Source organism: Streptomyces sp. NPDC046303 (assembly GCF_055588085.1).
In genome coordinates this window covers 159,184-181,784 of the sequence record NZ_JBVJFA010000007.1, presented here as the reverse complement: position 1 = coordinate 181,784, position 22,601 = coordinate 159,184, and the positions used below count along the sequence as shown (strand labels likewise).

Genomic DNA, 22,601 nt, shown 5'->3' with positions numbered 1-22,601 from the left:
AGCGTCGGAGGCGCTTACCGGGTCATGCCGATGGCACGCCGGAACCTTGCCCACGGGGAGGTCGGCAAGGTCGTGCCGGAGTCCTCATCAGGAGAGCCGGCATGCTGTGCCGCGGTGGACCGCTGTGCTGGGTCCTCCTGAGGATCTCCGCGGAACGCGACGGCGTCCTCCCCGATCCCGACCACCTCCAGGAGGGTGTCCAGGGCCTTGTCGGCTTGCTCGTGAGGCTGGGTGAGCCAGACATACGAGACTCCGAGCGGATTGCCGTCGTGCTTGCTGATCGCGAAGCTGAAGCCTTGCAGCCGGAACAGAACGACGTCGAGTTCGTCCAGCCCGTCCCACGACCGCTCCACGTGCAGACGCAGCCGCCGAGCCACGGGCTGCACCGGCAACGCCAGCACTCCGATCATCTGGAACAGCGGGGCGCAGTGCTCCCAGACGCTGTACTGGCAGGCCGGGTTCTTGCCGGTGGAGTAGCTCGGTTGTACAGCCGGCTGCCAGTCGGGCTCAGGTCCCGGGACCTCGATCTCTGCCACAGTCCCTCCAACGACTCCGGCCACCTGGTGAACGACCACCTGAACCCGGGGGCGGATCACCGCGTCACGCACGCGCTAGAAGCGGATCACGCTCTCACAGTTCACGACCACGTCGCGGGCGGCCGGGTCCGCGATGACCGTGTCGAAGCCGGGCCCGCAGTCGATCCGGTCGTAGCCGCGGTTCCGGCTGAGGATCCTGTCGTTGCCGTCGCCTCCCACGAAGGTGTCCTCCGACTGCGGGGTGGGCCAGCCGTCGGGGTCGGAGAGTTGGTCACCGCGGGTACCGCCACGGATCCGGTCCTGCCCGGATCCGCCGTCGATGACCGCCGGAAGCGGCAGCGGAAGGATGAACCCGAGGGTCACGGAGTCGTCCCCGTCGCCCGCTGACATCCTGAGCCTCGTCGTCGTGGCGATGGGACCACAGTTGACCTGGCTGGTGGCGATGCTCCGGCAGCCGAACCCGGGAACGATCCCGGCCGCGTCGAAGATCGAGACCTCACCGGAGTTCTCGACGACGAAGACCTCGTTGGCGGTCGCGGGCAGCGCGGACCAGTGGACCTCGGAGCCCGCGCGCTGCGCGAGAGAGGGAGCCGCCGCCGCCGGACCGGCGGCCAGCATGACGAGGGAGAGGGCGGCCGCGGCGGGGCCGAGGAGCATGACCGGGCGCGGCATCAGAGATCTGTTCACCGTCCCACTGTGCTGACCGCGCCCCGGGCCGCCCGTGAGTGACCCGGCCCGCTGCTCCCATCGGCCGTCCCCCGTCACCCGGATTGCCTCACGCCGTGCCGCCGGCCTGCCCGGCCGTGTGCTCCAGCGTGCCTCCGATGCGCAGGTTCCAGCGGTGGGCGCGGCCGGTGAAGTGGGTTGCGGTGAGGGGGCGGACGTCGATGCGCCAGAACGTCTCGTCGGGTGCTGCGAGGGCGTGGACCACCGCCGCGCGGATGACGTCCGGTTCGGCGACGGCCGTGACGGTCCCGGAAAGCTCGGGCAGGGCGTCGAGCCAGGCGCCCACCCGCAGGCGTACGCCGCGCAGCGATTCCCCGCCGTGCGGGGCTGCCGTCGGGTCCGTCATCCAGGCGGCGACGGCTTCCGCTTCGGCGGCCGCGACGGCGTCCAGGGTCTGCCCGCGCCAGCGCCCCATGGCGCAGCCGGCCAGGTCGGCCACGGCCGGCGGCTCGGGCCGCAGGCCGAGGGCCCGGGCGGTCTGGCGGCAGCGGAGGGAGGGGGAGGTGTAGGCGCGGGCGGGCTGGGCGGTCGCGGCCGCGGCGGACTCGGCCCGCGCGCGTCCCGCCGGATCGAGGGGGCTGTCGTCGTCGAACCGGAAGTCCCGCAGTGCTGTGCTCGTCGCGGGGGAGATCAGGGTCAGCCGGACTGTCATCGGGGCCTTCGCGGTCGCGGTCGTCGGAGGTCAACAGGCGGGCACTCTACTCAGGGGGCGCACGGAAGTGATGCGGGCCTCACGCCCTTGGCGACGGGTGCGGCGCGCGGTACGGTCAGGCCGACATTTCAACAAGGTGACGACGGCGAGGCGGAAGTCCGGTGTGAATCCGGCATGGTCGCGCCACTGTGTGCTGCGCCGGCATCCCCCTGGGGTGCGCCGCTGCGAGTCAGACCCGCGGACCGTCGTCCTGCACCACCGTATGGGACGCGTGTTCCCCGAGGAGGTTCCACCATGGCCGAGGCTGTCGTCTCCCCTGCCATTCCCGCCCCTTCCGGCTCTCTGCCGGCTCCGCTGCCCGTGCGCGCGGTACTCCCCTGGGCCCTGTTCGTTGGCCTTCTGATGCTCGTCGCCCTGTACTTCGTCGGCGCCGAACAGGGCGCCACGTCCGTGTTCTCCGGTGCCGGAGTGCACGAGTGGGTGCACGACGGTCGTCATCTGCTCGGCTTCCCCTGCCACTGAGAGGCCACGCACATGCACGCCTCAACTGTCAGAGGCCTTTTGGTACGCGGCATGCTCGCGGGCCTGATCGCCGGGCTGTTCGCCTTCGCCGTCGCCTATGTGGTGGGTGAGCCGCCCGTCAACGGCTCGATCGCGGTGGAGGAGGCCCAGGCCGCCCAGGAAGCGGCGGGCGCCCACGGCGGGCACGGCGCCGAAGCCGGGGCGGCGGAGGAAGAGGAGGAACTGGTCAGTCGGCCGGTGCAGTCGACCTTCGGGCTGGCCACCGGTGTCCTCGTCTACGCAGTCGCCCTCGGCGGCATCGCCTCCCTGGCGTTCGCCTTCGCCCTGGGGCGCGTGGGCGGGTTCAGCCCGCGGGCGACGGCGGCCCTCACCGCGGCGGCGGCCTTCGCCACCGTCTACCTGGTGCCGTTCCTGAAGTACCCGGCCACTCCCCCGGCCGTCGGGAACCCGGACACGATCGGGCAGCGCACCACGCTGTTCTTCCTGATGATCCTGCTCAGCGTGCTCCTCGGCGTCGGCGCGGTCATAGCGGGCCGGCGGCTGGCGCCGCGCCTGGGCAACTGGAACGCCACCCTGGCCGCCGGCGCCGGCTTCGTCGTCGCCGTCGGCCTGGCGTTCGCGTTCCTGCCGGACAACGACGACGCGGTCAAGCCCGGTTTCCCCGCTGCCCTGTTGTGGGAGTTCCGGGTCGCCTCACTGGCCGTGCAGGTCGTCCTCTGGGCGGTGTTCGCGATCGTGTTCGGCGTGCTGGCCCAGCGGCTCCTGGCCGCCCGTACGGCCGACGCCGGTGCGCCCGCGCCCCAACGGGAGCCCGCCCTCGGCTGATGCGCGTTCCGCACCGCCGATACGGCACTGCCCCGCCGGGCCCGCGAAGGGTGGGCGGGGCAGTGTCATGCCGTCGTACCTTCCACCGCAACGGCGGCTACGACGGCGGCGGTAGTGCAGGCATCGGCGGCAGCGGGAGCGGCGGCAGCAGCGTCCCGTGCAGCCACGCCGCGAGCAGGTCGTCCAGCGGCTCGGACGCGTGGCGGGCCGCGTGGGTGGTGAAGGCGGCGGTGCTCACCACGCCGTGGCGGTGCACGGTGGCCCACTCGCGCAGCATGCGGAAGAACGCGGCGTCGCCCAGGGCGCAGCGCACCGCGTGCACGGCGAGACCGCCGCGCTGGTACAGGCGGTCGTCGAACATCAGCTTGCGGCCCGGGTCGGCCAGCAGCAGGTCCTGCGGCTGTGAGGACAGCAGCCGGTGCGCGGCAGCGGCCAGCTCGTGCGCGGAGCGGCCGCCGGAGCGTTCCGACCAGAGCCACTCGGCGTACTTGGCGAAGCCCTCGTTCAGCCAGATGTGCCGCCAGTCGGCGATGGTCACGCTGTTGCCGAACCACTGGTGGGCCAGTTCGTGGGCGATGAGGCGCTCCGAACCGCGGACGCCGTCCACGTGGTTGGCGCCGAACGTGGACAGGCCCTGGGCTTCCACCGGGACGTCCAGTTCCTCGTCGGCGACGACCACCGTGTACTCGCCGAAGGGGTAGGGCCCGAAGAGTTCCTCGAACAGCCGCATCATGGCGGGCTGCCGGGCGAAGTCGCGGGAGAAGCGGGGCAGCAGGTGCGCCGGTACGTGGGCGCTCTGCGGGACTCCGCCCAGCCCGGGGTCGCCGAGGAGCACCGTCTGGTACATGCCGATGGACAGGCCGACCAGGTAGCTGGAGGTCGGCGCGGGCTGCTCGTACACCCAGGTGGTGGTGCTGGCCCTGGTGGTCCGGGTGAGCAGGCGGCCGCCGGCGACCACCGTGTAGGCGGAGGGCGTGTTGACGGAGATGTGGTACGAGGCCTTGTCGGCGGGCCGATCGTTGCACGGGTACCAGGAGGGCGCGCCGACCGGCTGGCTGGCCACGAGCGCGCCGTCGGTCAGCTCCTCCCAGCCGAGGCCGCCCCAGGGGCTGCGCACCGGCTTGGGGTTGCCCGCCCAGTGCACCTCGACGGTGAAGGCGGCGCCGGCCGGCAGCGGCTTGGCGGGCCGGAGGCGGAGCCTGCCGCCCCGGTGCGTGTAGTGCGGGGCCCGGCCGTTGACCAGGACCCGGCCTATTTTGTACTCGGCCAGGTTCAGGTGGAACTCGGTGAGCGGCGCCCGCCCGGCGATCGCGCTGATCCGGGCCGTGCCGGCCAGCCTGTTGGGGCCGGGACGGTATTCCAGGGCGAGTTCGTACCGGTGCGCGCGGTAGCGGGAGTCGCCGTTGGCCGGAAAGTACGGGTCCGCCGCCGCTGTCTGCTGGCCGTTCACTGCCGCTTCCGTTCTGGCCCTGTCAGGACCGCCACGCCTCGATCGGATTGCCCAGCCAGCGGGAGTCGGCGGGCACGGATTCCCCGGCCATCACGAGGGAGGCGGGACCCAGGGTGCTGCGGGCCCCGACCGTGCTCCCGGGCAGGACGATTCCGCCCGGGCCCAGGGTGGCGCCCTCACGGAGGACCACAGTATCCGTCCTCAAGATCCGGTCGTGGAAGAGGTGTGTCTGCAACACGCATCCCCGGTTCACGCTGACCGCGTCGCCCAGCTCCACCAGGTCCGTTTCGGGCAGCCAGTAGCTCTCGCACCACACTCCGCGACCGATCCGGGCACCCAGCGCGCGCAGCCACAGGGCCATCAGCGGGGTGCCGGGCACCGATCCGGCCAGCCACGGCACGGCCAGTACCTCGACGAAGGTGTCGGCCAGCTCGTTGCGCCACACGAAGCCGCTCCACAGCGGGTGCTCGCCGGTCCGGTGGCGGCCCACCAGCAGCCACTTCGCGGCCACCGAGACCAGGCACGCGGCCAGCCCGGCGGCGAGCAGGACGGCGCCCGACAGCAGGGCGGTCCCCCAGATCCCCAGGCCGGTCGCGGCGGTCAGCGCGCAGAGCGCCGCCACCGTGAGCACGGCCAGCGCGGACGAGCAGAAGACCGGGAGGAGCCGGCACAGCTCCACCAGGCCGCGGGCCCACAGCAGGCGTGCGGGCGGGTCGTACGTCCGGCTCTGGTCGGCGTCGGCGGCGGACCGCGGCAGCCTGACGGGCGGCAGGCCCAGGTAGGAGCTGCCCTTCTTGGCCTTCTTCGGGGTCGCGGACAGGACGCCCACCAGTCCGTCGTCGGGGACGGTACGGCCCGGCGCGGTCATTCCGGAGTTGCCGAGGAACGCCCGGCGGCCGATCTCGGAGTGTCCGATGCGGACCCAGCCGCCGCCCAGTTCGCAGGGGGCGGTCAGGGTGTCGTCGGCGAGGAACGCGCCCTCTCCGACGGTGGTGAGGCTGGGGAGTGCCAGGACGGTGGAGACCTCGGCGCCCCGGCCGATCTTCATGCCGAGCAGGCGCAGCCACACGGGGGTGATGAGCCCGGCGTACAGCGGGAAGAGCGTCTCCCGGGACAGGTCCATCAGCTGGGTGACCGTCCAGGCCTGCCAGCCGACCCTGCTGTGCGTCGGATGGTTGCCCGTGTGCAGTCCGAGGCTGAGCAGGCGTACGGAGACCAGCAGGAGCAGGGCGTACGCGCATCCGAAGGCGAGGGCCCCGGGCACCACGGCGAGCAGCGCTCCGCGCAGGGCCGCGGCGAGCCCGGCGCCGGCGGGCACGAACAGGCTGACCACGAGCAGGGCGGGCACGGTGGCGAGGACCGGCAGGGCGGTGAGGCAGAAGCCGGTCGCCCCGTACATGGCCCGCCAGTGCGTGGCGCGCGGCGGGCGTTCCTTGGGCCAGTTCCGCTTGGCCTTGCCGAGTTTGCCGGCGGGGGCTCCGGCCCAGCGCTGGCCGGTGGGGACCTGCCCGACCACGGCGGAGCCGGGGGCCACCTCGGCGCGCTTGCCGACCCGCGCACCGGGGAAGAGGATGCTGCGGGTGCCGACCACCGCGCCCGCGCCGACCTTGACCGGGCCGATCTCGAGCCGGTCCCCGTCCAGCCAGTGCCCGGAGAGGTCGACCTCGGACTCCACGGCGCAGCCGCGGCCAAGCTTGAGCATGCCGGTGACGGGCGGCAGGGAGTGCAGGTCCACCTCGGGGCCGATCTTGGCGCCGAGGGCCCGGCCGTAGCGTTCCAGCCAGGAACCGGTGAGCTGCGTCGCGCCGGCGTATTCGGCCAGCCGCTCGGCGGTCCACAGCCTCAGGTGCACGCTTCCGCCGCGCGGGTAGCGGCCCGGCCGCACCCCGCGCAGCAGCAGGCGGGCGCCGCCGGCCGCGATCACGAGGCGGCCGGGCGGGCTGAAGAGCAGCACCGCACCGGCGGCGACGAGCCACCAGGAGGCGGTCGGCGCCCACGGGTAGGGCCCGAACCGGTGCAGCACGTTGCCCAGGGCCAGCAGTGCCACCGTCCAGCGCAGGCCCACCAGGGTGAGCAGCGGGAGCAGCAGGAGCGACTGGATCACCTTGGCGCGGAGCGGGACCGGCGCGATGGTCCGGGCCGCGCCGTCGTCCTGTACGGACTTCTCCAGCCGGCGGGCCAGCTTGCGCAGGGTCGGCTGCTGGTAGATGTCGAGGACGGCCGCGCCGGGGTAGCGGGTGCGCAGCCGGGTGGTGAGCTGGGCGGCGGCGAGGCTGTTGCCGCCGATGGCGAAGAAGTCGTCGGCGGCGCCGGTGACGGCGATTCCGAGGGTCTCGGTCCACTGCTCGGCGAGCCAGGCCTCGGTGCCGTAGAGCTGCTCGGCGGGGCCGGTGGTCTCCAGTTCGGGCAGGGGCCAGGGCAGCGCGGCCCGGTCGACCTTGCCGGAGGTGCGGGTCGGCAGCTCCTCGACCGGTGCGAGCAGCGGTACGAGGGCTGCGGGCAGTTCGGCGCGCAGCCGCTCGACGGCCGCCGCGTGGTCCCAGCCGTCCTGGGTGACCAGGTAGCCGACGAGCAGCTGGTTGCCGCTGCGGGCGGTGCGTACGGCGGCGGCCGCGCCGGCCACGCAGGGCAGGGCCTGGAGTGCGGCGTCGACCTCGCCGAGCTCGATGCGGCGGCCGCCGAGCTTGATCTGCTCGTCGCCGCGGCCGAGGAAGACCAGTCCTTCCGGTTCCGCGCGGACGAGGTCGCCGCTGCGGTAGGCGCGCTGCCAGCCGAGGGATTCCAGCGGGGCGTACTTCTCGGCGTCCTTCTCGGGGTCGAGGTAGCGGGCGAGGCCGGCGCCGCCGATCACGAGCTGGCCGCTGCCGCCCATCGGCACGGGCTCGCCGGACTCGTCGACCACGGCCAGTTCCCAGCCGTTCAGCGGCAGGCCGATCCGGATCGGCTCCTCGCCGGTCAGCAGCGCGGCGCAGGCGACGACGGTGGCCTCGGTGGGGCCGTACGTGTTCCAGACCTCGCGGCCCTCGGTGACCAGGCGCTGGGTCAGCTCGGGCGGGCAGGCCTCGCCGCCGAAGATCAGCAGCCGGACCTCGCCCAGGTCTTCTGGCTCCCAGAGCGCGGCCAGCGTCGGCACCGTGGAGACCACGGTGATCTCCTGTTCCACCAGCCAGGGGCCGAGGTCGGCGCCGCTGCGCACCTGGGAGCGGGGTACGGGGACGAGGCAGGCGCCGTGGCGCCAGGCCAGCCACATCTCCTCGCAGGAGGCGTCGAAGGCGACGGAGAGTCCGGCCATGACCCGGTCGCCGGGCCCGATCGGCTCCTCGGCGAGGAACAGCGCGGCCTCGGCGTCCACGAAGGCGGCGGCGTTGCGGTGGGTGACGGCGACGCCCTTGGGCTTGCCGGTGGAGCCGGAGGTGAAGATGATCCACGCGTCGTGCTCGGGGCCGGGCCGGGCGGCGGGGGCGGGGGCGGCGGCGTTCGCGGGTCCGGTGGCGTCGATGCGCCGTCCCGCACCCAGCACGGCCCGCACGCCGGCCTCGGCGAAGACCAGTTCGGCCCGCTCGTCCGGGTCCTCGGCGTCGACGGGCACATAGGCGGCGCCCGCGGCGAGGACGGCGAGGACGGAGACGTAGAGCTCGTTGGTCCCGGAGGGCACCCGGACGCCGACCCGGTCGCCGAGCCCGACGCCGGCGGCCGCGAGGGCGCGCCGCCCGCGGTCGACCTCGGCGGCCAGCGCGCGGTAGGTCAGCTGGGTGGTGCCGTCGTCCAGGGCGGGTTCGTCGGGGTACGCCCGTACGGACGCCTCGAGGATGTCGACGAGGGTGCGCGGCGGGGCGGTGGGGCCGGCGGTGAACAGGGCGGACTTTCCGGCCTCTTGCGGGTCGCCTCCGCCGGACACCGCCACGTCGCCGGACTCTGCCGCGTCGCCGGACTCTGCCGCGTCGCCGGACTCTGCCGTGTCGTCGAGCAGAGTGAGTTCACCGCGCTCTGGTGTGGCTGCCATCGGCCCTCGCGTCTCGTTCCCGGATTCCTCCCGGGTCGCCGGCGGAGCCCGGCCGGGATCGCCCAGGTTGTTCCGGTTCGGCGGCAAACAACCCGCCATTCTAGTGCGGCATCGAGAATTTTCGCGTTGAACCCTCGAGCGTGGCCGGCATCCGGGTCCTTCAGCTCAGCTGTCGGCGGACCAGTTCGTGGAAGAGGCCCGTCGGGTCGGCGAGGAGGTCGGCCGGCGGGCCCTGCTGGACGATGCGCCCGTCGGCCATGGCGATCACCCGGTCGGCGTCCATGATCGTGGACAGCCGGTGGGCGATCACGATGCGGGTGGCGCGCAGGCTCCGGGTGGAGTCGATGACCACGCGCTGTGCCTCGTTGTCCAGCGCGCTGGTGGCCTCGTCGAAGAACAGGACGCGGGGCTTGCGGATGAGGGCCTGGGCGATCATCAGCCGCTGGCGCTGGCCGCCCGAGACCGTGCCGCCGCCGTCGGAGAGCATGGTGTGCATGCCCATCGGCATGGCCTTGATGTCCTCGGCCAGCCCCGCCATCGCGGCGGCCTCCCACGCCTCCTCGAGCGAGAAGGCCTCGGAGCCGCAGATGCAGTCGAGGATCGAGCCGGTGAAGGGCTGCGCGTTCTGCAGGACGACGCCGCACTGGCGGCGCACGGCCGCCTGGTCGAGTGCCGCCAGGTCCTGGCCGTCGTACAGGACGCTGCCGGTGAGCGGCTTCTCGAAGCCGATGAGCAGCCGCAGCAGGGTCGACTTGCCGCAGCCGCTGGCCCCGACGACCGCGACGAACTCCCCCGGCCGGACGCGGAAGTCGATGCCGTCGAGTACCGGCGGGCCGTCGTCGGTGTAGCGGAAGGACAGGTTCTTGGCCTCGAGGGAGCCGGTCAGCTCGCCCGGCCGGATGCCGCCGCTCTCCGCTTCGAGCGGCTCCCGCAGGAGCGGCTTGACCTGCTCGAACATCGGCAGCACCGCCGCGACCGAGAGGAGTGCGCCGGTCAGCTGCGTGACCGAGGACATCAGCATGGTCAGGGCGGTGCTGAAGGTGAGGAACTCGGCGGCGGACATGGCTCCGCGGGCCGGTCCGGCCAGCAGCACGAACATCACCAGGGTGCACAGCGGCAGGTACACCGCGCCCAGCACGGTGCTCACGTTCTGCACCCGGCCGACGCGCTGGTGCAGTTCGCGGGTACGGGCGAACTCCCGGGCCCAGGCGGCGTAGGCGAAGCTCTCGGCCGCGGCGACGCGCAGTTTGGGCAGCCCGCGCAGGGTCTGGAAGGCCTGGTTGTTGAGCCGGTTGCCGAGCCGGATCAGCCGGCGCTGGTAGCGCAGCTGCCACAGGCCCAGGCCCAGGAAGACCGCCGCGACGACGGCGAGCATGGCGAGCGCCGCCATCGCCAGCGGCACGCTGTAGACGAGCAGCAGGACGAGGTTCATCGCGGCGACCGCGCCCGCCTGTACGCAGACCGAGCCGACCCCGGACAGCATGCCGCGGATGGCGCTGATGCCCATGGCGGCGCCGGCCAGTTCACCGGTGGAACGGCCGGCGAAGAACGTCGTCGGCAGCCTCAGCAGCCGGTCCCACACCGCCGGTTGCAAGGTGGCCTCGATCCGGCCCTCCAGGCGCAGGACGGACAGGTTCTGCAGCAGCATGAAGGCGGCCGCGACCACGCCGGTCGTGATCAGGGCCAGCGAGGTCTGCACGATGAGGTCGTTCTCGGCCTGGGGGACGTACCGGCCGAGTACCTTGCCGGTGGCGATGGGCACCAGTGCGCCCAGCAGTACGGCCACCAGCCCGCCGACGGCGAGGCCGCGCAGCTCGGGCAGGGTGCCGCGCAGGCTGAAGCGGAGCAGGGCGGGCAGACCGAGGCGGCCCTCGGGCAGCGGGCGGTAGAACATGACGGCGCGCGGCTCGAAGGCGGCCGCGGCGCGGCTGTCGATGCGCTCGCGCGTGCCGGCGGCGGGGTCGACCGCCTCGTAGCGGCCGCGCCGCCACAGCAGGGCGACCGGGGCGCCGTCCTCTTCCCGCCGGCCCACCAGGGGGCCGCTGTTCTCCCGCCACCAGCGGCCGCCGAGCCGGACCACGCGGGTGCGTGTCCGGGAGGCGAGCGCGATCCGTTCGACGGGGTCGGTGCGCTCGGACGCCGCCCCGCCCGGCCCCGGTTCGGACAGGGTGATGCGGGCCTCGCCGGCCACCAGGCGGCACACGGCGAGGGTCGCGTCGACGCTCGCGCCCCGGTTCCGGGTCCGGCCGCCGGAGCGGCCGATGGCGGCCAGCAGGGTCCGGTCCGCCTGGGTGCGGGCCGCCTGGCCGGCCTCGATGCCGGCCGCCATGCGGTCGGCGTGGACGCGCTCGAGCTCCTCGATCGAGCGGTCCAGGGCGTACAGCAGCCGGTACTGCTGGTCCACCATGCCCTGCCACATCACCGGGTCGAGGAGGAGGCTGCCGGCCGCGCCCTGCTCGCCCGTGTACCCCTGGTACAGGGCGCCGTACTGCACGCTGCCGGGGGTGACGTGCATCCACAGGATGTCCTCGTCGGCCGCGCCGTGCCCGGTGGTGCCGCGCCCGTCGAGCGGTGCCTGGTAGAGCACGCGCAGGCCGCGGCCGATGCCGCGGGCGAAGGCGTCCTCGAGGGGGCTGGGCTGGTGCGCCGCCGGGTGGCCGTACTCCCCCTGCTCGGCCCACCCGTGGGGGTACGGCGCGCCGTGGTCGGGGGCGGGCAGTTCGCCCAGCTCGATGCGGCGCAGCAGACAGCCTTGCAGGGGACGGGCGACGAGGGTGTGCTCGGGGCCGTCGACCGGGCCGAGGAGCAGGGTGCCCGCGTCCAGCCGGCCCAGGAAGTGCCAGTGCCCGGACTGCGCGGCGTCGACGGCGAAGAGGTCCAGCGCGCCCTGTACGACGAGCCACAGGACGAGCGGGCCCTCCAGGGACAGGCTGCGCAGCCCGGTGCAGTCGACCGGTGCGCCCAGCCGGCCCAGGGCGGCGACGACCGGATCGTACGGTGCGCCCGGATCGTACGGTGCGCCCGGTGCGCCCGGTGCGGCGGCTGCGGCGGCTGCGGCGGGGGCCGGCGCCTGGTGCGCGTACGTCATGTCAGTGCTCCTTGACCAGGGCGGCGTACGGGCCCCCGGCGGCGACCAGGTACTCGTGCCGGCCGCGTTCCACGACGGTGCCCCGGTCCAGGACGACGATCTCGTCGCTGTCGCGGACGGTGCTCAGCCGGTGGGCGATGACCACGCAGGCGCAGCCGCGGCGCCGCAGGTTGTCGATGACGGCCTGCTCGGTCACCGCGTCCAGGGCGCTGGTCACCTCGTCGAGGACCATGACGCTGGGGCGGCGCACCAGGGCCCGGGCGATCTCCAGCCGCTGGCGCTGGCCGCCGGAGAAGTTGCGGCCGTCCTGCTCGACGCGGCTGTGGATGCCGCCGGGGCGGCGGGCGACCACGTCGTGGACGGCGGCGTCCTCGAGGGCGGCGATGACGGCCTCGTCGGGGATGGAGGGGTCCCACAGCGTGATGTTGTCGCGGACGGTGCCCTCGAAGAGGAACACGTCCTGGTCGACGAAGGAGACGGAGGCGGCGAGCGCGCTGCGCGGGATGTCCTCCAGGCGCATTCCGTCGATGCGGATGGCCCCCTTCCACGGGGTGTGGAGGCCCGACATCAGCCGTGACACGGTGGACTTTCCGCTGCCGGAGCCGCCGACGAGCGCGACCTGCTGTCCGGGGCCCACCGACAGCGAGAAGTCCTCGAGCAGGGGCGCGTCCAGTGGGCTGTAGCCGAAGGTGACGTGGTCCAGTTCCACGTGGCCCTTGAGGCGGCGGGTGCCGGCGGCGGGCTCGCGCCGCGAGAAGACCGGGTCGACGGGAAAGTTCTCGACGTCCTTGAGCCGGGCGACGTCGGCCGCGAAGTCCTGGATCCGGCCGGCGACGCCGCCCAGCCGGGAGATCGGCGCGGTGAAGCTGGTCACCAGGGCCTGGAAGGCGACGAGCAGACCGACGGACAGGTGGCCCTCGACCGCGCGCAGGCCGCCGATCATCAGGATCAGCGCGCTGTTGAGGGCGGCCAGCGTGGGCGCGACGACCGCCAGCCACGCACCGGGGACGCCGAGGCGTTGCTGTACGTCGAGGGTGACCGCGTGCTGTCCGGCCCAGCGGCGGAAGAAGCCGTTCTCGCCGCCGGTGGCCTTCATCGTCTCGATGAGCTGGAGACCGCTGTAGGAGGTGTTCGTCAGCCGGGCGCTCTCGGCGCGCAGCTTCTGGGTACCGGTGGCCCTCAGGCGGATCACGACGCGCATGGCGACCACGTTGAGCAGCGCGATCAGCACGCCGACGACGGTGAGTTGCGGGTCGTAGGTCCACAGCAGCACGGCGTACAGCACGACGACGACGGCGTCGACGCCCGCGGCGGCCAGGTCCCGGGCGAGGGTTTCGGCGACCGCGTCGTTGGACTGCAGGCGCTGGACCAGGTCGGCCGGGTTGCGCTGGGAGTAGAAGGTGACCGGGAGGCGGAGCAGGTGCCGCAGGAAGCGGGCGCTGCCGAGGGTGGAGGAGATGATGCGCCCGCGCAGCAGATTGGCCTGTTGCAGGCCCGTGAGGACGGCGGTGAGCAGCAGGGTGACGGCCATGGCCGTGAACAGCACGCCCAGCAGGGACGTCTGCCGGCCGATGAGGAACATGTCGATGTACGTGCGGCTGAGGGCGGGCACCGACGCGCCGACGGCCACCAGCAGGAGGCTGGAGATGACGGCGGCGGCCAGGGTGCCCGAAGTGCCGCGCAGGTGGCCCGGTATGGCGCCCAGGACGCCGGGCTTGCGGCCGCCGCGGCGGAAGCCGTCGCCGGGCTCGAAGGTGAGCACGACCCCGGTGAAGCTGGTGTCGAACTCGTCCATGGTGACGAACCGGCGTCCCTTGGCGGGGTCGTTGACGTAGACGCCCCGGCGGCCGAAGCGGCGGCCCATTCCGTCGTAGACGACGTAGTGGTTGAACTCCCAGAAGAGCACGGCCGGGGCGCTCACCCCGGCGAGCGCGGCCAGGTCCATCTGCATGCCCTTGGCCTTGAGCCCGTAACCGCGGGCGGCCTTGAGGAGGTTGCTGGCGCGGGAGCCGTCGCGGGACACGCCGCAGCCGATGCGCAGCTCTTCCAGGGGGACGTGGCGGCCGTAGTGGCCGAGCACCATGGCCAGGGCGGCGGCTCCGCACTCCACGGCCTCCATCTGGAGCACGGTGGGGGTGCGTACGGTCCGGGGCCTTCTGCTCCTGGGGGTCTTGGGAGTCCTGGGTGCCTTCCGGGAGGCGGGTGCGTGCGCGGACCTGCGGCGGGAGCGGTCCTGGGCGGCGGCCCTGCGCGGGGCGCTCACGGCAGCAGCCAGTCGACGGGGCGCTGCGCGGCGAGGTGCACGGCGCCGGTGACCGGGGTGGTGGATTCGACGGTGTACGGGGGCCCGTCCGTGGAGGACCACCGGTAGCCGGACTTCGTGGCGGAGGAGCGCTCCAGCTTGACGAGGACCGCGACCGGGTTGCCCTGCCGGGAGAACTGTTCGGCGAGGCCCTTGTCGCCGAGGAAGCTGCCGATCTGGGCGGGTGTCTGGGGGGTGCGGCCGACCGCGGTGACGCGGCCGCGCAGGACGCCGAACTGCCGTTGGGGGACGGACTGGACGGTCAGGTCGACGGAGGCGCCCACGGTGATCGCCGCGCCGCCGGCGCCCGGTACGTACAGCACGGCCACCAGCGGGTCGTCCGGGTTCTTCACGTGTTCCAGGGTGGCCACGTCGGCGCCGGTCGTGACGACCGAGCCCACCCGTGCGACCAGGGTCGTCAGGCGGCCGCCGGTCACCGCGCGCACGGGCTTGTCACCCTGCTCGGTACGGATGGTGAGCAGGGGCGTGCCGGGGGCCAGCAGCCGGCCCTCCTCGGCGAGGACCTCGGTCACCTGTCCCGCGACCGGGCTCTGGAGCACGTAACTGCCCTCGGCGTGGGTGAGGATGCCGGGCGCGCTCAGCTTGGACGTGACGGTGCCGGTGACGGCCCAGAAGGCGGCGGCGGCCATGGCCAGCACGGTGACGGCCAGTACGAGGCGTCCCTGCGGGCGCGCGAAGCGTACGGGCAGGTCGAGCTCTTCGGGCGATTGCAGCTTGGAAAGAGCCTTTTGGCGAAACTGCACGGACTATTCCTTCAACTGCATTCGTTCAGCCGCATTCGTTGAACCCCGGAGCCGTGGAGGACGCTCCGGGGTTCATGCGATATCAGGCTCAGAGACCGGCGCGGCCGAGGTTCACGGAAACGCCCGTGACGCCCGAGACCAGGCCGGGGGCGGCGGCGGCGAGCCCGGTCGCGGCCTGGACGGTGTCGAGGGAGCCGACGAAGCCCGCCACGGCGCTGACGTCGCTGGTCACGGCGCCGGCGAGACCGCCGGAGACGCTGATGACACCGCCGGAGACGGCGTCCAGCTCGGTGTCGTCGATCTCACGGGTCTCGATGTTGTCACGCATGATGCGCACCTTTCCTGTGCAGGGGGAACTCGGCCGCCTTTTCCGGCGGCCGCAGCGGCACGATGAAAGCACGCGAACGGGTGGCCGGGCCAATCCCGTTGACGCCCTTTCACAGGGCGCCGAGCTCCCCGAATGGGGGGTGTGGCGCTTCGTTCACCGAATGGTCACAGCTTCTCTGCGAAATCGAGTAACGCAAATACGGGGTCCGTGGACCGCGGGTCAGATATCGGACGAACGACCATCAACGGCACGGGACATGTCGGGCATCTCGCGCAACGGTGAACGCTCGCGGGCCCGTTCGCGCACAGGATGTGCAGATTTCCGGAAGGCGGGACGGGAGCGTGCCTCAGGAGGGGCCCGGCAGTGCCTGCTCCGCCCAGATGACCTTGCCTTCGGGCGTGTACCGGGTGCCCCAGTGGTCGCTGAGCTGCGCCACCAGGAACAGCCCGCGCCCGCCCTCGTCCATGGTGGCGGCGTACCGCAGGTGCGGGGCGGTGCTGCTGCCGTCCCACACCTCGCAGGTGAGCGTGTGGTCGTGGAGCAGCCTCACCCGTACCGGCGTGCGGCCGTGGCGCAGGGCGTTGGTGACCAGCTCGCTGAGGATCAGTTCCGTGGCGAAGCCCAGCTCCCCCAGCCCCCACTCGTCGAGCTTGCCCGCCGCGGCGTTCCGTACGGCGCCGACGGCGCTCGGGTCGGGCGGCACGTCCCACTGGGCGACCCGGTCCGGCCCGAGGACCCGCGTCCGGGCGACGAGCAGCGCCACGTCGTCGCCCGGCCGGGCGGGCAGCATGGCCTCCAGCACGGCCCGGCAGCTCTCGTACGGGTCCCGGCCGGGCCGGCTCAGCGCCGTGCGCAGCAGTTCCAGGCCCTCGGCGATGTCCCGGGTCCGCTCCTCGACCAGCCCGTCCGTGTACAGCACGAGCTGGCTGCCCTCCGGCAGGTACAGCTCCGCGGTCTCGAAGGGCATGCCGCCCAGGCCCAGCGGGGGCCCGGTCGGCAGTTCCACGATCTCGGCCGTGCCGTCGGGACCGACCACCAGGGGCGGCAGGTGCCCGGCCCGGGCCATCGTGCAGAGCTGGGACACCGGGTCGTACACGGCGTACAGGCAGGTGGCACCCAGGACGCCGATGTGGCTGCCCTCGCCGTCCCCGGCGTCGTCGCGGTCGATGCGCTGGACGAGGTCGTCGAGCCGGGCCAGCAGGTCGTCGGGCGGCAGGTCGAGGGAGGAGAAGTTGTGCACGGCCGTGCGCAGCCGTCCCATGGTGGCCGCGGCGTGCAGACCGTGTCCGACGACGTCCCCGACGACCAGCGCGACCCGGCTGCCGGGCAGTGGGATCACGTCGAACCAGTCGCCGCCCACCCCGGACTGCGCGGGCAGGTAGAAGTGCGCCACGTCCATGGCGCTCTGCTCGGGCAGGGCGCGCGGCAGCAGGCTGCGCTGGAGCGTTTCGGCGAGGGCGTGCTCACGGGTGTAGCGGCGGGCGTTGTCCATGCTGATCGCCGCGCGGGCGACGAGTTCCTCGGCCAGGGACAGGTCGTCGTCGTCGAAGGGCTCCGGCTTCTGCGACCGCCAGAAGTTGACCACCCCGAGCACGACGCCCCGGGCCATCAGCGGGGCCGCGATGAGCGAGTGGATCCCGTACTCGACGATGGCGCGGGCGCGCGGCGGGTCCTGCGCCTGCCAGCCCGGCGCGTCGGCCAGGACGGGCACCAGCTCCGCCTGCCCGGTGCCGTAGCCGCGGGCCTGGGGGGTGGACGGCAGGAAGTCGATCAGCCGTCCGAGGGGGTAGAGGGGGTGGTCGGACCGGATGCCGGCGACCGCCGTGCGCCGCATGTCGGCTCCCGGGCCGGGTTCGTCGCCGTCGAGCACCGGATCGGCGAGGTCGACGGTGGCGAAGTCCGCGAACCGGGGGACGGCGACGGCGGCGAGTTCCTCGGCCGTGCGCTCCACGTCGAGGGTGGTGCCGATGCCGACCCCGGCGTCGTAGAGCAGCTTGAGCCGCCTGCGGGCCGTCTCCGCCCGGCTGGTCAGCAGCCGCATCTCGGTGGAGTCGCGGATGGTGACCGCGCTGCCCTCCGCCCGGCCGCGGGTGTGGGTGGGCCGCTGGTTGACGACGAGCAGCCGGTCCCCGGTCTCGAGCACCTCGTCGGTCGCCACCCGGCCGGACAGCAGCAGGTCCGCCATCCGGCGGTCCAGGCCCGGTACGTCCCCGATGCGGCGGCCCTCGGCGTCGTCCGGCAGCCCCAGGAGGCGTTTGGCCTCGTCGTTCGCCAGGAGCAGCCGCCCGTCACCGTCGGTGATCAGCACGCCTTCGCGGACGGAGTGGAGCACCGCGTCGTGGTGCTCGTACATGCGGGTCATCTCCTGCGTGCCGAGCCCGTGGGTCTGCCGGCGCAGCCGCCGGCTGATCAGGGCCGTGCCGCCGGTGGCCAGGGCCAGGCCGGTCGCGATGGCCAGCAGGATGACGGGGAGCTGGCGGTCGACGACACCGCTCACGTTCTTCACGGTCAGGCCCGCCGAGACCAGGGCGACGACCTTCCCGTCGGGCGCGGTGACGGGCACCACCGCCTGGATCTCCTTGCCCAGCGGACCCTGCACGCTCTCGGTGTGCACCCGCCCGGCGAGCGAGGGCTCGATGGTGCCGACGAAACGTTTTCCGATGCGGTCCGGCTGGGGGTGGCTGTACCGGATGCCGCGGGTGTCCATGACCACGATGAAGTCCACCCCGGCGTCCTTGCGCGTCGCCTCGGCGAGGGGTTGCAGGATGGCGGCGGGGTCGGGTGCCTTCAGTGCCTCCCGCAGTCCCAGGGAGTGCGCGAAGGTCTGCGCGACGGCCACCGACCGGCTGCGTGCTTCCCGGTCGATGTCGTGTCGCGACTGGAGCACCAGGGCCAGCAGCGCGCCGGCGGCGAGCAACACCACGATCGCCACCTGGAGGACGAACACCTGGCCGGCGACGCTTCTGGTTCTGTTGCCTAGGGGTGACCGCACCGACGTGCCCGGCACGGGTGGCGAGGAAGGGTCACGATCCCAGTTGTAGCACTTCGCGGCGTCCGGTACCCGCGAAGCGCACGAAGCGCGCCCGGACGGTCACCTGACGGGGGTCACCGCGGGGGTGGCGGAGGGGTTGTCGGAGGGGCCGGCGGAGGGGCTGGGAGTGGCCCCGGCCGGGTCGGGCTCCGGGGTGCAGACGACCTCGTCGCGCGGCGTGTAGTGCGTCGTGAACTCCTCGCGCTTCACTTCCTCGCCGCCCTGTACGAAGACGCGGCCGACGGTGACGTCGAAGCCCTCGAGCGGGGTCTGCTCCTCGCAGACGGGTCCGCTGCCGGTCCGCTTGCCGGGCTCGGTGACCTTGGTGCGCGGCCCCTTCGTCGCCCGTACCTCGTCGTACTTCTTCGTGCCGAGGAGGGTGATGGTCAGCGAGGTGTCGGTGGATTCGGCGTGGATGTACAGGGGGTGCCCGGAGTCGTTGATCCAGCGCAGGTCGAGGGTGCCCCACGCGACGGTGGCTTCCCGGCCCTCGGGGTAGCGCTCGATGTAGAAGGAGTGGGCACCGTGCTCGACGGTCTTCAGGCCCGCGAAGAAGACCGCGTTGTAGAGGGTGGTGGCGACCGCCGAGACGCCGCCGCCGGGCGATTTCACGTACTGGCCGTCGTTGATCATGATTCCGTCGACGAAGCCGTTTTCCGGGGTGCGCTCGCCGACCGTGCGGTTGAAGCTCCACTCCTCCCCGGGCATGACCACCGAGCCGTTGATGAGCTCCACGGCGCGGCCGATGTTCGTGGTGCGGTACGGGGCGGCCGGGAAGGCCACGGTGAAGGAGGAGACCTTCTCCTTGATGCCGAGCCGCCGCGCCTCGGCGCTCGTGAGGTCCGGCTGGACCGCCACGGTGGGGACCTCGGCGCTGCGGGCCGCGCCCGAGCGGGTCAGCAGGGGCAGCACGGCCTTGCCGAGCGCTGCCTGGGTGACCTGCCGGCCCGCGCTGCCGGGGTCCCCGAGGACCACGCGGCCGTCCGCGCCGACGCCGAGCTCGGCGTCGTGGGGGATCTCGGTGGCCTCCTCGAGCGGGCGGGCCACGGCGGGGTCGGCGAGCAGGCCCTCGGAGTCGAGGGACGGCACGAGGCGGCTCTCGCCGTCGGGGGTCATCTTCAGGTGCTCGCCGAGGACGGCGGCGCTGATGGGTATGCGCCGGCCGGCGACGGTGAGCGTGACGGGGCCCGACATCGCGGGGCGCGCGAACTGCCGCATGGCCCGTCCGGTCTCCTCGGCCCCGATGCGCGGCCGGGTGTGCTCGACCGGCAGCGTGACGGGGGCGGCGCCCGGCCGCAGGTAGGCCTCGCGCAGGGTGTCGAGGGCCCGGTCCTCGATCAGGGCGACGCCGGGCCGGGCGGCGACGGCCTGGGCCGTGCCCTTCTCGAAGGTGATCGCGCCCTCACGGACGGGCTGCTCGGTGGCGGCGCCGAGGCGGTCGAGCGCGGCGCGGCCGGTCCGCTCGTCCACCCGGACCACGGGCTCGACGTCCCGGTCGCCGGAGGCGAGGAAGTCACCGATGACGGTGACCGGTCCGTGGCCGGTGCGCACGGCGCGGTCGACGGTCGCCCCGGTGTCCAGGGACAGCCCGAGCGCGGCGGGGGCGATCCGCTCGACGCGGTCGCCGATCTTCAGCTCGAGCGGCGCCGCAGCCCCGGGCCCGAGCTCTCTGGCGAGGGTCCGCTGGGCTTCCGCCCGGCTCATGCCGCCGATGTCCACGCCGCGGACGCGCGTGCCCTGGGCGATGTCGCCGCCGGCCGCGAGGGCGGTGGTGTAGAGGCCGCCCAGGCCGAGTACGACGGCTCCGCCCGCCGCGGGCAGGGCGATGCGCCAGTTGCCCGTCCAGCTGCCTGCGCGTCCCATGTCTCTCCCGGCGGGTATACGACGATTCCGGAAGATAATGATTCACGGGAAACACTCGATTGTGGGGCGGATGTAACTCTTGTCACGAAGCGGACATGGGTCAGCCCAGGCGGGTCGGGGAGGAGGCCGCGGGGGCCAGGAGGCGGGGCGTCCCGGAGCCGTCGGCCGGGGCGGTCCACAGGTCCGTGGTGTCGGGGGCGCCCTCGGCGGGGAGGGCGTAGGCGAGGGTGCTGTCGTCGAGCCAGCCGGCCTGGTCGTCCACGCTGCGCTTCTCCGCGAGCGGGTGCTCGCGCAGGGTTCCCAGGTCCATGACGTGTTCGCGCCACAGCGAGGCGCCGGGCCGTACGCGCTTCTTGTACGCGATGCGGGTCTCGTCCGGTGAGAGGGACGGGCACTCGACGTTCTGCGCGAGGGTGGTGACCGTACGCCGCGCGATCGAGCCCTTGACCAGGTGGGTCCGGCCGGCGGTGGCGAGGGTGGCGTAGAAGGTGTCGTCGTCCTTGGCGAAGGTGACGCCCCAGAAGTTCACGTCCGCGGCACGATACTCCCGGCCGTCCATCAGGACGGTGAACTCCTCCAGGTTGGCGTCGAGCCGCCCGTCCCGGGTGTCCAGGATCGCGGTGCGGGTGGAGAAGAACGCTGCGCCGTAGGACTCGCCGGAGACGAAGACCGTCCAGGCGGCGAACCGGCCGCTCGGCGAGACCCGGGCCCGGCTGGGCGTGCCGGCCAGGGGGAAGCTGCGCAGCGTGCGCAGGCCGGCGTCGACGATCAGGGCCTGGTTGTCCTGTGCGAGGGCGCCGGGCGTGGAGCGCAGGCAGATGCCGGTGCCCGCGGCGGCGTGGAAGCGGGCGCAGGTGAGGTCGGAGGCGGTGCGCGCCGCCTGCGGGCTGCCCGCCGGGACGGAGGCGAGTGCGCCGCGGTGCGGACCGCGGGTGGCGTTGAGGAAGGCCAGCCGGTCCGGCTGGGTCAGGGTGAGGCTGCCGGCGGCGAGGGCGGGGCCGCCCTGCTGCGGCTGGTCGGCGCGGGAGGCGGCGCGCAGGACGAACGCGGCGGCGAGGGCGCCGAGGAGCAGCACGGCCGCGGTGAGTGTCAGCAGGCGGCGCGACGGCGTCATCGGGCTCCTCGGGTGCCTCGGGTTCCTAAGGTTCTGCGGGTTCTGCGGGTTCTGCGGGTTCTGCGGGGGCGCCGGTCGGGGTCGGCGGGCGGGCGCAGGACGAAGGCGGCGACGGCCGCGCTGCACAGCAGGCCGGCCGCTGCGGCGGAGAGGGCGGGGCCGGTGCCCCAGAACGTCCAGGCCGCGCCGAAGGCCAGGGAGCAGCCGAAGCGGGCGAGGGCCTGGCCGGTGCCGACGATGGCCAGGCCGGTGGCCCGCAGCTCCCGGGGCACGGTGGCGGCGACCGCGGCGGGCAGCACGCCGTCGGTGGCGGCGTAGAACGTGCCGTGCAGGGCGAGCACGAGGAACGGCAGGACGGGGTGGGCCGGGGCCCACAGCAGGAGCCCGTACGCGGTCAGGAGGAGGGCGTGGCCGGTGAGGAACACGGTGCGCCGCCCGATGCGGTCGGCGAGGGCCCCAGCGGGTACGGCCAGCAGCAGGAAGACGGCCGCGGTGCCCAGCGGCAGCAGCGGGAACCACTGGTCGGCGATGCCGGTGCGGCGTTGCAGCAGCAGGTAGACGAAGGCGTCGCTGACCGTGGTGAGGCCGAGCAGCGCGGCACACCCGGCCAGGGCCCGCAGCCGGGGCAGCCGTAACAGGGCCAGGGCCTCGCGCACGCCGGCGGCGGGAACGTCCGGATCGGCAGCGGCGATACGGGCGGTGCGGGCGGTGCGGGCGGTACGGGCCTCGGGGGCGGGGCGCGCAGGGCGGGCGGGCCGGGCGGCTGGGGTTCCCGGTACGAAGAGGATCAGGACGAGCACGCCCAGGGCGGCGACGCAGGCGCTGACTCCGAACACGGCGTCGTACCCGTCGACCGCCGCGCTCAGGATGAGGAAGGCGGCCAGCGGGCCGAGCAGCGCCCCGGTGGTGTCCATCGCGCGGTGCACGCCGAACGCGCGGCCCTGGGCCCCGGCGGGGGTGGACAGGGAGATCAGCGCGTCGCGCGGAGCGGTGCGCAGGCCCTTGCCGGTGCGGTCCAGCGCGAGGATGACGCCGACCGGGCCGAGGGTGTGGGCGAACAGCAGCAGCGGCTTGCAGAGGGCGGACAGGCCGTAGCCGAGGCCGGCGACCAGTTTGTGGTGGCGGACCCGGTCGGCGAGGTGCCCGCCGGTCAGCTGGACCAGGGCGCCGACCCCGTTGTAGACGCCGTCGAGCGCGCCGAAGCCGAGCGGGCTGAGGCCGAGTCCGGCGACCAGGTACAGGGGCAGTACGGCGGTGACCATCTCGGAGGAGATGTCGGTGATCAGGCTGACCGTGCCCAGCGCGAGGACGGCGGAGGCCACGACCGGGGCCCGTCCGCGACCGCGGCCGGTCGCGCCCGGCGCCCCGGCGGGGGCGGAGCGGTCCGCGAGGTACAT

15 protein-coding genes are annotated in these 22,601 nt (G+C 73.5%); 2 read left to right on the top strand and 13 right to left on the bottom strand.

The features are described from left to right. Positions 1 to 14: 14 nt before the first annotated feature. From ACZ6I1_RS09995 to ACZ6I1_RS09985, 3 genes are all read right to left on the bottom strand, one after another. The gene (locus ACZ6I1_RS09995; RefSeq protein WP_469285179.1) at positions 15 to 536 is read right to left on the bottom strand and encodes a hypothetical protein; all 522 of its coding nucleotides are present in this window, start codon (positions 534 to 536) and stop codon (positions 15 to 17) included. Between the two features lie 75 nt (positions 537 to 611). Further along, positions 612 to 1,223, bottom strand: coding sequence for a hypothetical protein (locus tag ACZ6I1_RS09990; RefSeq protein WP_469285177.1), 612 nt, complete (start codon positions 1,221 to 1,223; stop codon positions 612 to 614). 88 nt (positions 1,224 to 1,311) lie between these two features. Next, positions 1,312 to 1,914: a histidine phosphatase family protein gene (locus ACZ6I1_RS09985; RefSeq protein ID WP_469285175.1), complete on the bottom strand. Its 603-nt coding sequence runs from the start codon at positions 1,912 to 1,914 to the stop codon at positions 1,312 to 1,314. Positions 1,915 to 2,208: 294 nt separating this feature from the next. Here ACZ6I1_RS09985 and ACZ6I1_RS09980 point away from each other — a divergent pair, with 294 nt between their 5' ends. Together ACZ6I1_RS09980 and ACZ6I1_RS09975 are read left to right on the top strand one after the other, a co-directional pair. Then, positions 2,209 to 2,436 (top strand): CbtB domain-containing protein, encoded by a 228-nt coding sequence (locus tag ACZ6I1_RS09980; protein ID WP_469285172.1) that lies wholly within the window; start codon positions 2,209 to 2,211, stop codon positions 2,434 to 2,436. 12 nt (positions 2,437 to 2,448) lie between these two features. After that, complete coding sequence (locus tag ACZ6I1_RS09975) at positions 2,449 to 3,261, top strand: CbtA family protein (RefSeq protein ID WP_469285170.1); 813 nt, start codon at positions 2,449 to 2,451, stop codon at positions 3,259 to 3,261. 97 nt (positions 3,262 to 3,358) lie between these two features. Here the strand turns inward: ACZ6I1_RS09975 and ACZ6I1_RS09970 are convergent, their stop codons facing one another. From ACZ6I1_RS09970 to ACZ6I1_RS09925, 10 genes are all read right to left on the bottom strand, one after another. Next, a complete protein-coding gene (locus ACZ6I1_RS09970) occupies positions 3,359 to 4,711 on the bottom strand; it encodes a M1 family metallopeptidase (protein ID WP_469285168.1) in 1,353 nt (450 codons plus the stop codon). 22 nt (positions 4,712 to 4,733) lie between these two features. Then, positions 4,734 to 8,714 carry a Pls/PosA family non-ribosomal peptide synthetase gene (locus tag ACZ6I1_RS09965; RefSeq protein ID WP_469285166.1) on the bottom strand — a complete coding sequence of 1,327 codons (3,981 nt, stop codon included), beginning with the start codon at positions 8,712 to 8,714 and terminating at the stop codon, positions 4,734 to 4,736. Between the two features lie 160 nt (positions 8,715 to 8,874). Next, the gene (locus tag ACZ6I1_RS09960; RefSeq protein WP_469285164.1) at positions 8,875 to 11,802 is read right to left on the bottom strand and encodes an NHLP bacteriocin export ABC transporter permease/ATPase subunit; all 2,928 of its coding nucleotides are present in this window, start codon (positions 11,800 to 11,802) and stop codon (positions 8,875 to 8,877) included. A gap of 1 nt (position 11,803) precedes the next feature. Then, complete coding sequence (locus ACZ6I1_RS09955; RefSeq protein ID WP_469285308.1) at positions 11,804 to 13,921, bottom strand: NHLP family bacteriocin export ABC transporter peptidase/permease/ATPase subunit; 2,118 nt, start codon at positions 13,919 to 13,921, stop codon at positions 11,804 to 11,806. 140 nt (positions 13,922 to 14,061) lie between these two features. Beyond that, positions 14,062 to 14,868, bottom strand: a complete 807-nt coding sequence (locus ACZ6I1_RS09950; protein WP_469285162.1) for a hypothetical protein — start codon at positions 14,866 to 14,868, stop codon at positions 14,062 to 14,064. Between the two features lie 88 nt (positions 14,869 to 14,956). Then, positions 14,957 to 15,196: a hypothetical protein gene (locus ACZ6I1_RS09945; RefSeq protein WP_469285161.1), complete on the bottom strand. Its 240-nt coding sequence runs from the start codon at positions 15,194 to 15,196 to the stop codon at positions 14,957 to 14,959. 346 nt (positions 15,197 to 15,542) lie between these two features. Then, positions 15,543 to 18,143 carry a SpoIIE family protein phosphatase gene (locus tag ACZ6I1_RS09940; protein ID WP_469285160.1) on the bottom strand — a complete coding sequence of 867 codons (2,601 nt, stop codon included), beginning with the start codon at positions 18,141 to 18,143 and terminating at the stop codon, positions 15,543 to 15,545. A gap of 144 nt (positions 18,144 to 18,287) precedes the next feature. Further along, positions 18,288 to 20,090, bottom strand: a complete 1,803-nt coding sequence (locus tag ACZ6I1_RS09935) for a VanW family protein (protein WP_469285158.1) — start codon at positions 20,088 to 20,090, stop codon at positions 18,288 to 18,290. 100 nt (positions 20,091 to 20,190) lie between these two features. Continuing rightward, positions 20,191 to 21,204 carry a TolB-like translocation protein gene (locus ACZ6I1_RS09930; RefSeq protein WP_469285155.1) on the bottom strand — a complete coding sequence of 338 codons (1,014 nt, stop codon included), beginning with the start codon at positions 21,202 to 21,204 and terminating at the stop codon, positions 20,191 to 20,193. Next, positions 21,201 to 22,601 (bottom strand): MFS transporter, encoded by a 1,401-nt coding sequence (locus ACZ6I1_RS09925; protein ID WP_469285153.1) that lies wholly within the window; start codon positions 22,599 to 22,601, stop codon positions 21,201 to 21,203. Before ACZ6I1_RS09925 ends, ACZ6I1_RS09930 begins: the two co-directional genes overlap by 4 nt.

What these genes read in the sequence shown, in the direction of transcription:
- ACZ6I1_RS09925 (WP_469285153.1), bottom strand. Translation starts at nt 22,601, where the DNA reads ATGTACCTCGCGGACCGCTCCGCCCCCGCCGGGGCGCCGGGCGCGACC.
- ACZ6I1_RS09975 (WP_469285170.1), top strand. Translation starts at nt 2,449, where the DNA reads ATGCACGCCTCAACTGTCAGAGGCCTTTTGGTACGCGGCATGCTCGCG.
- ACZ6I1_RS09945 (WP_469285161.1), bottom strand. Translation starts at nt 15,196, where the DNA reads ATGCGTGACAACATCGAGACCCGTGAGATCGACGACACCGAGCTGGAC.
- ACZ6I1_RS09930 (WP_469285155.1), bottom strand. Translation starts at nt 21,204, where the DNA reads ATGACGCCGTCGCGCCGCCTGCTGACACTCACCGCGGCCGTGCTGCTC.
- ACZ6I1_RS09955 (WP_469285308.1), bottom strand. Translation starts at nt 13,921, where the DNA reads ATGGAGGCCGTGGAGTGCGGAGCCGCCGCCCTGGCCATGGTGCTCGGC.
- ACZ6I1_RS09960 (WP_469285164.1), bottom strand. Translation starts at nt 11,802, where the DNA reads ATGACGTACGCGCACCAGGCGCCGGCCCCCGCCGCAGCCGCCGCAGCC.
- ACZ6I1_RS09980 (WP_469285172.1), top strand. Translation starts at nt 2,209, where the DNA reads ATGGCCGAGGCTGTCGTCTCCCCTGCCATTCCCGCCCCTTCCGGCTCT.
- ACZ6I1_RS09985 (WP_469285175.1), bottom strand. Translation starts at nt 1,914, where the DNA reads ATGACAGTCCGGCTGACCCTGATCTCCCCCGCGACGAGCACAGCACTG.
- ACZ6I1_RS09935 (WP_469285158.1), bottom strand. Translation starts at nt 20,090, where the DNA reads ATGGGACGCGCAGGCAGCTGGACGGGCAACTGGCGCATCGCCCTGCCC.
- ACZ6I1_RS09965 (WP_469285166.1), bottom strand. Translation starts at nt 8,714, where the DNA reads ATGGCAGCCACACCAGAGCGCGGTGAACTCACTCTGCTCGACGACACG.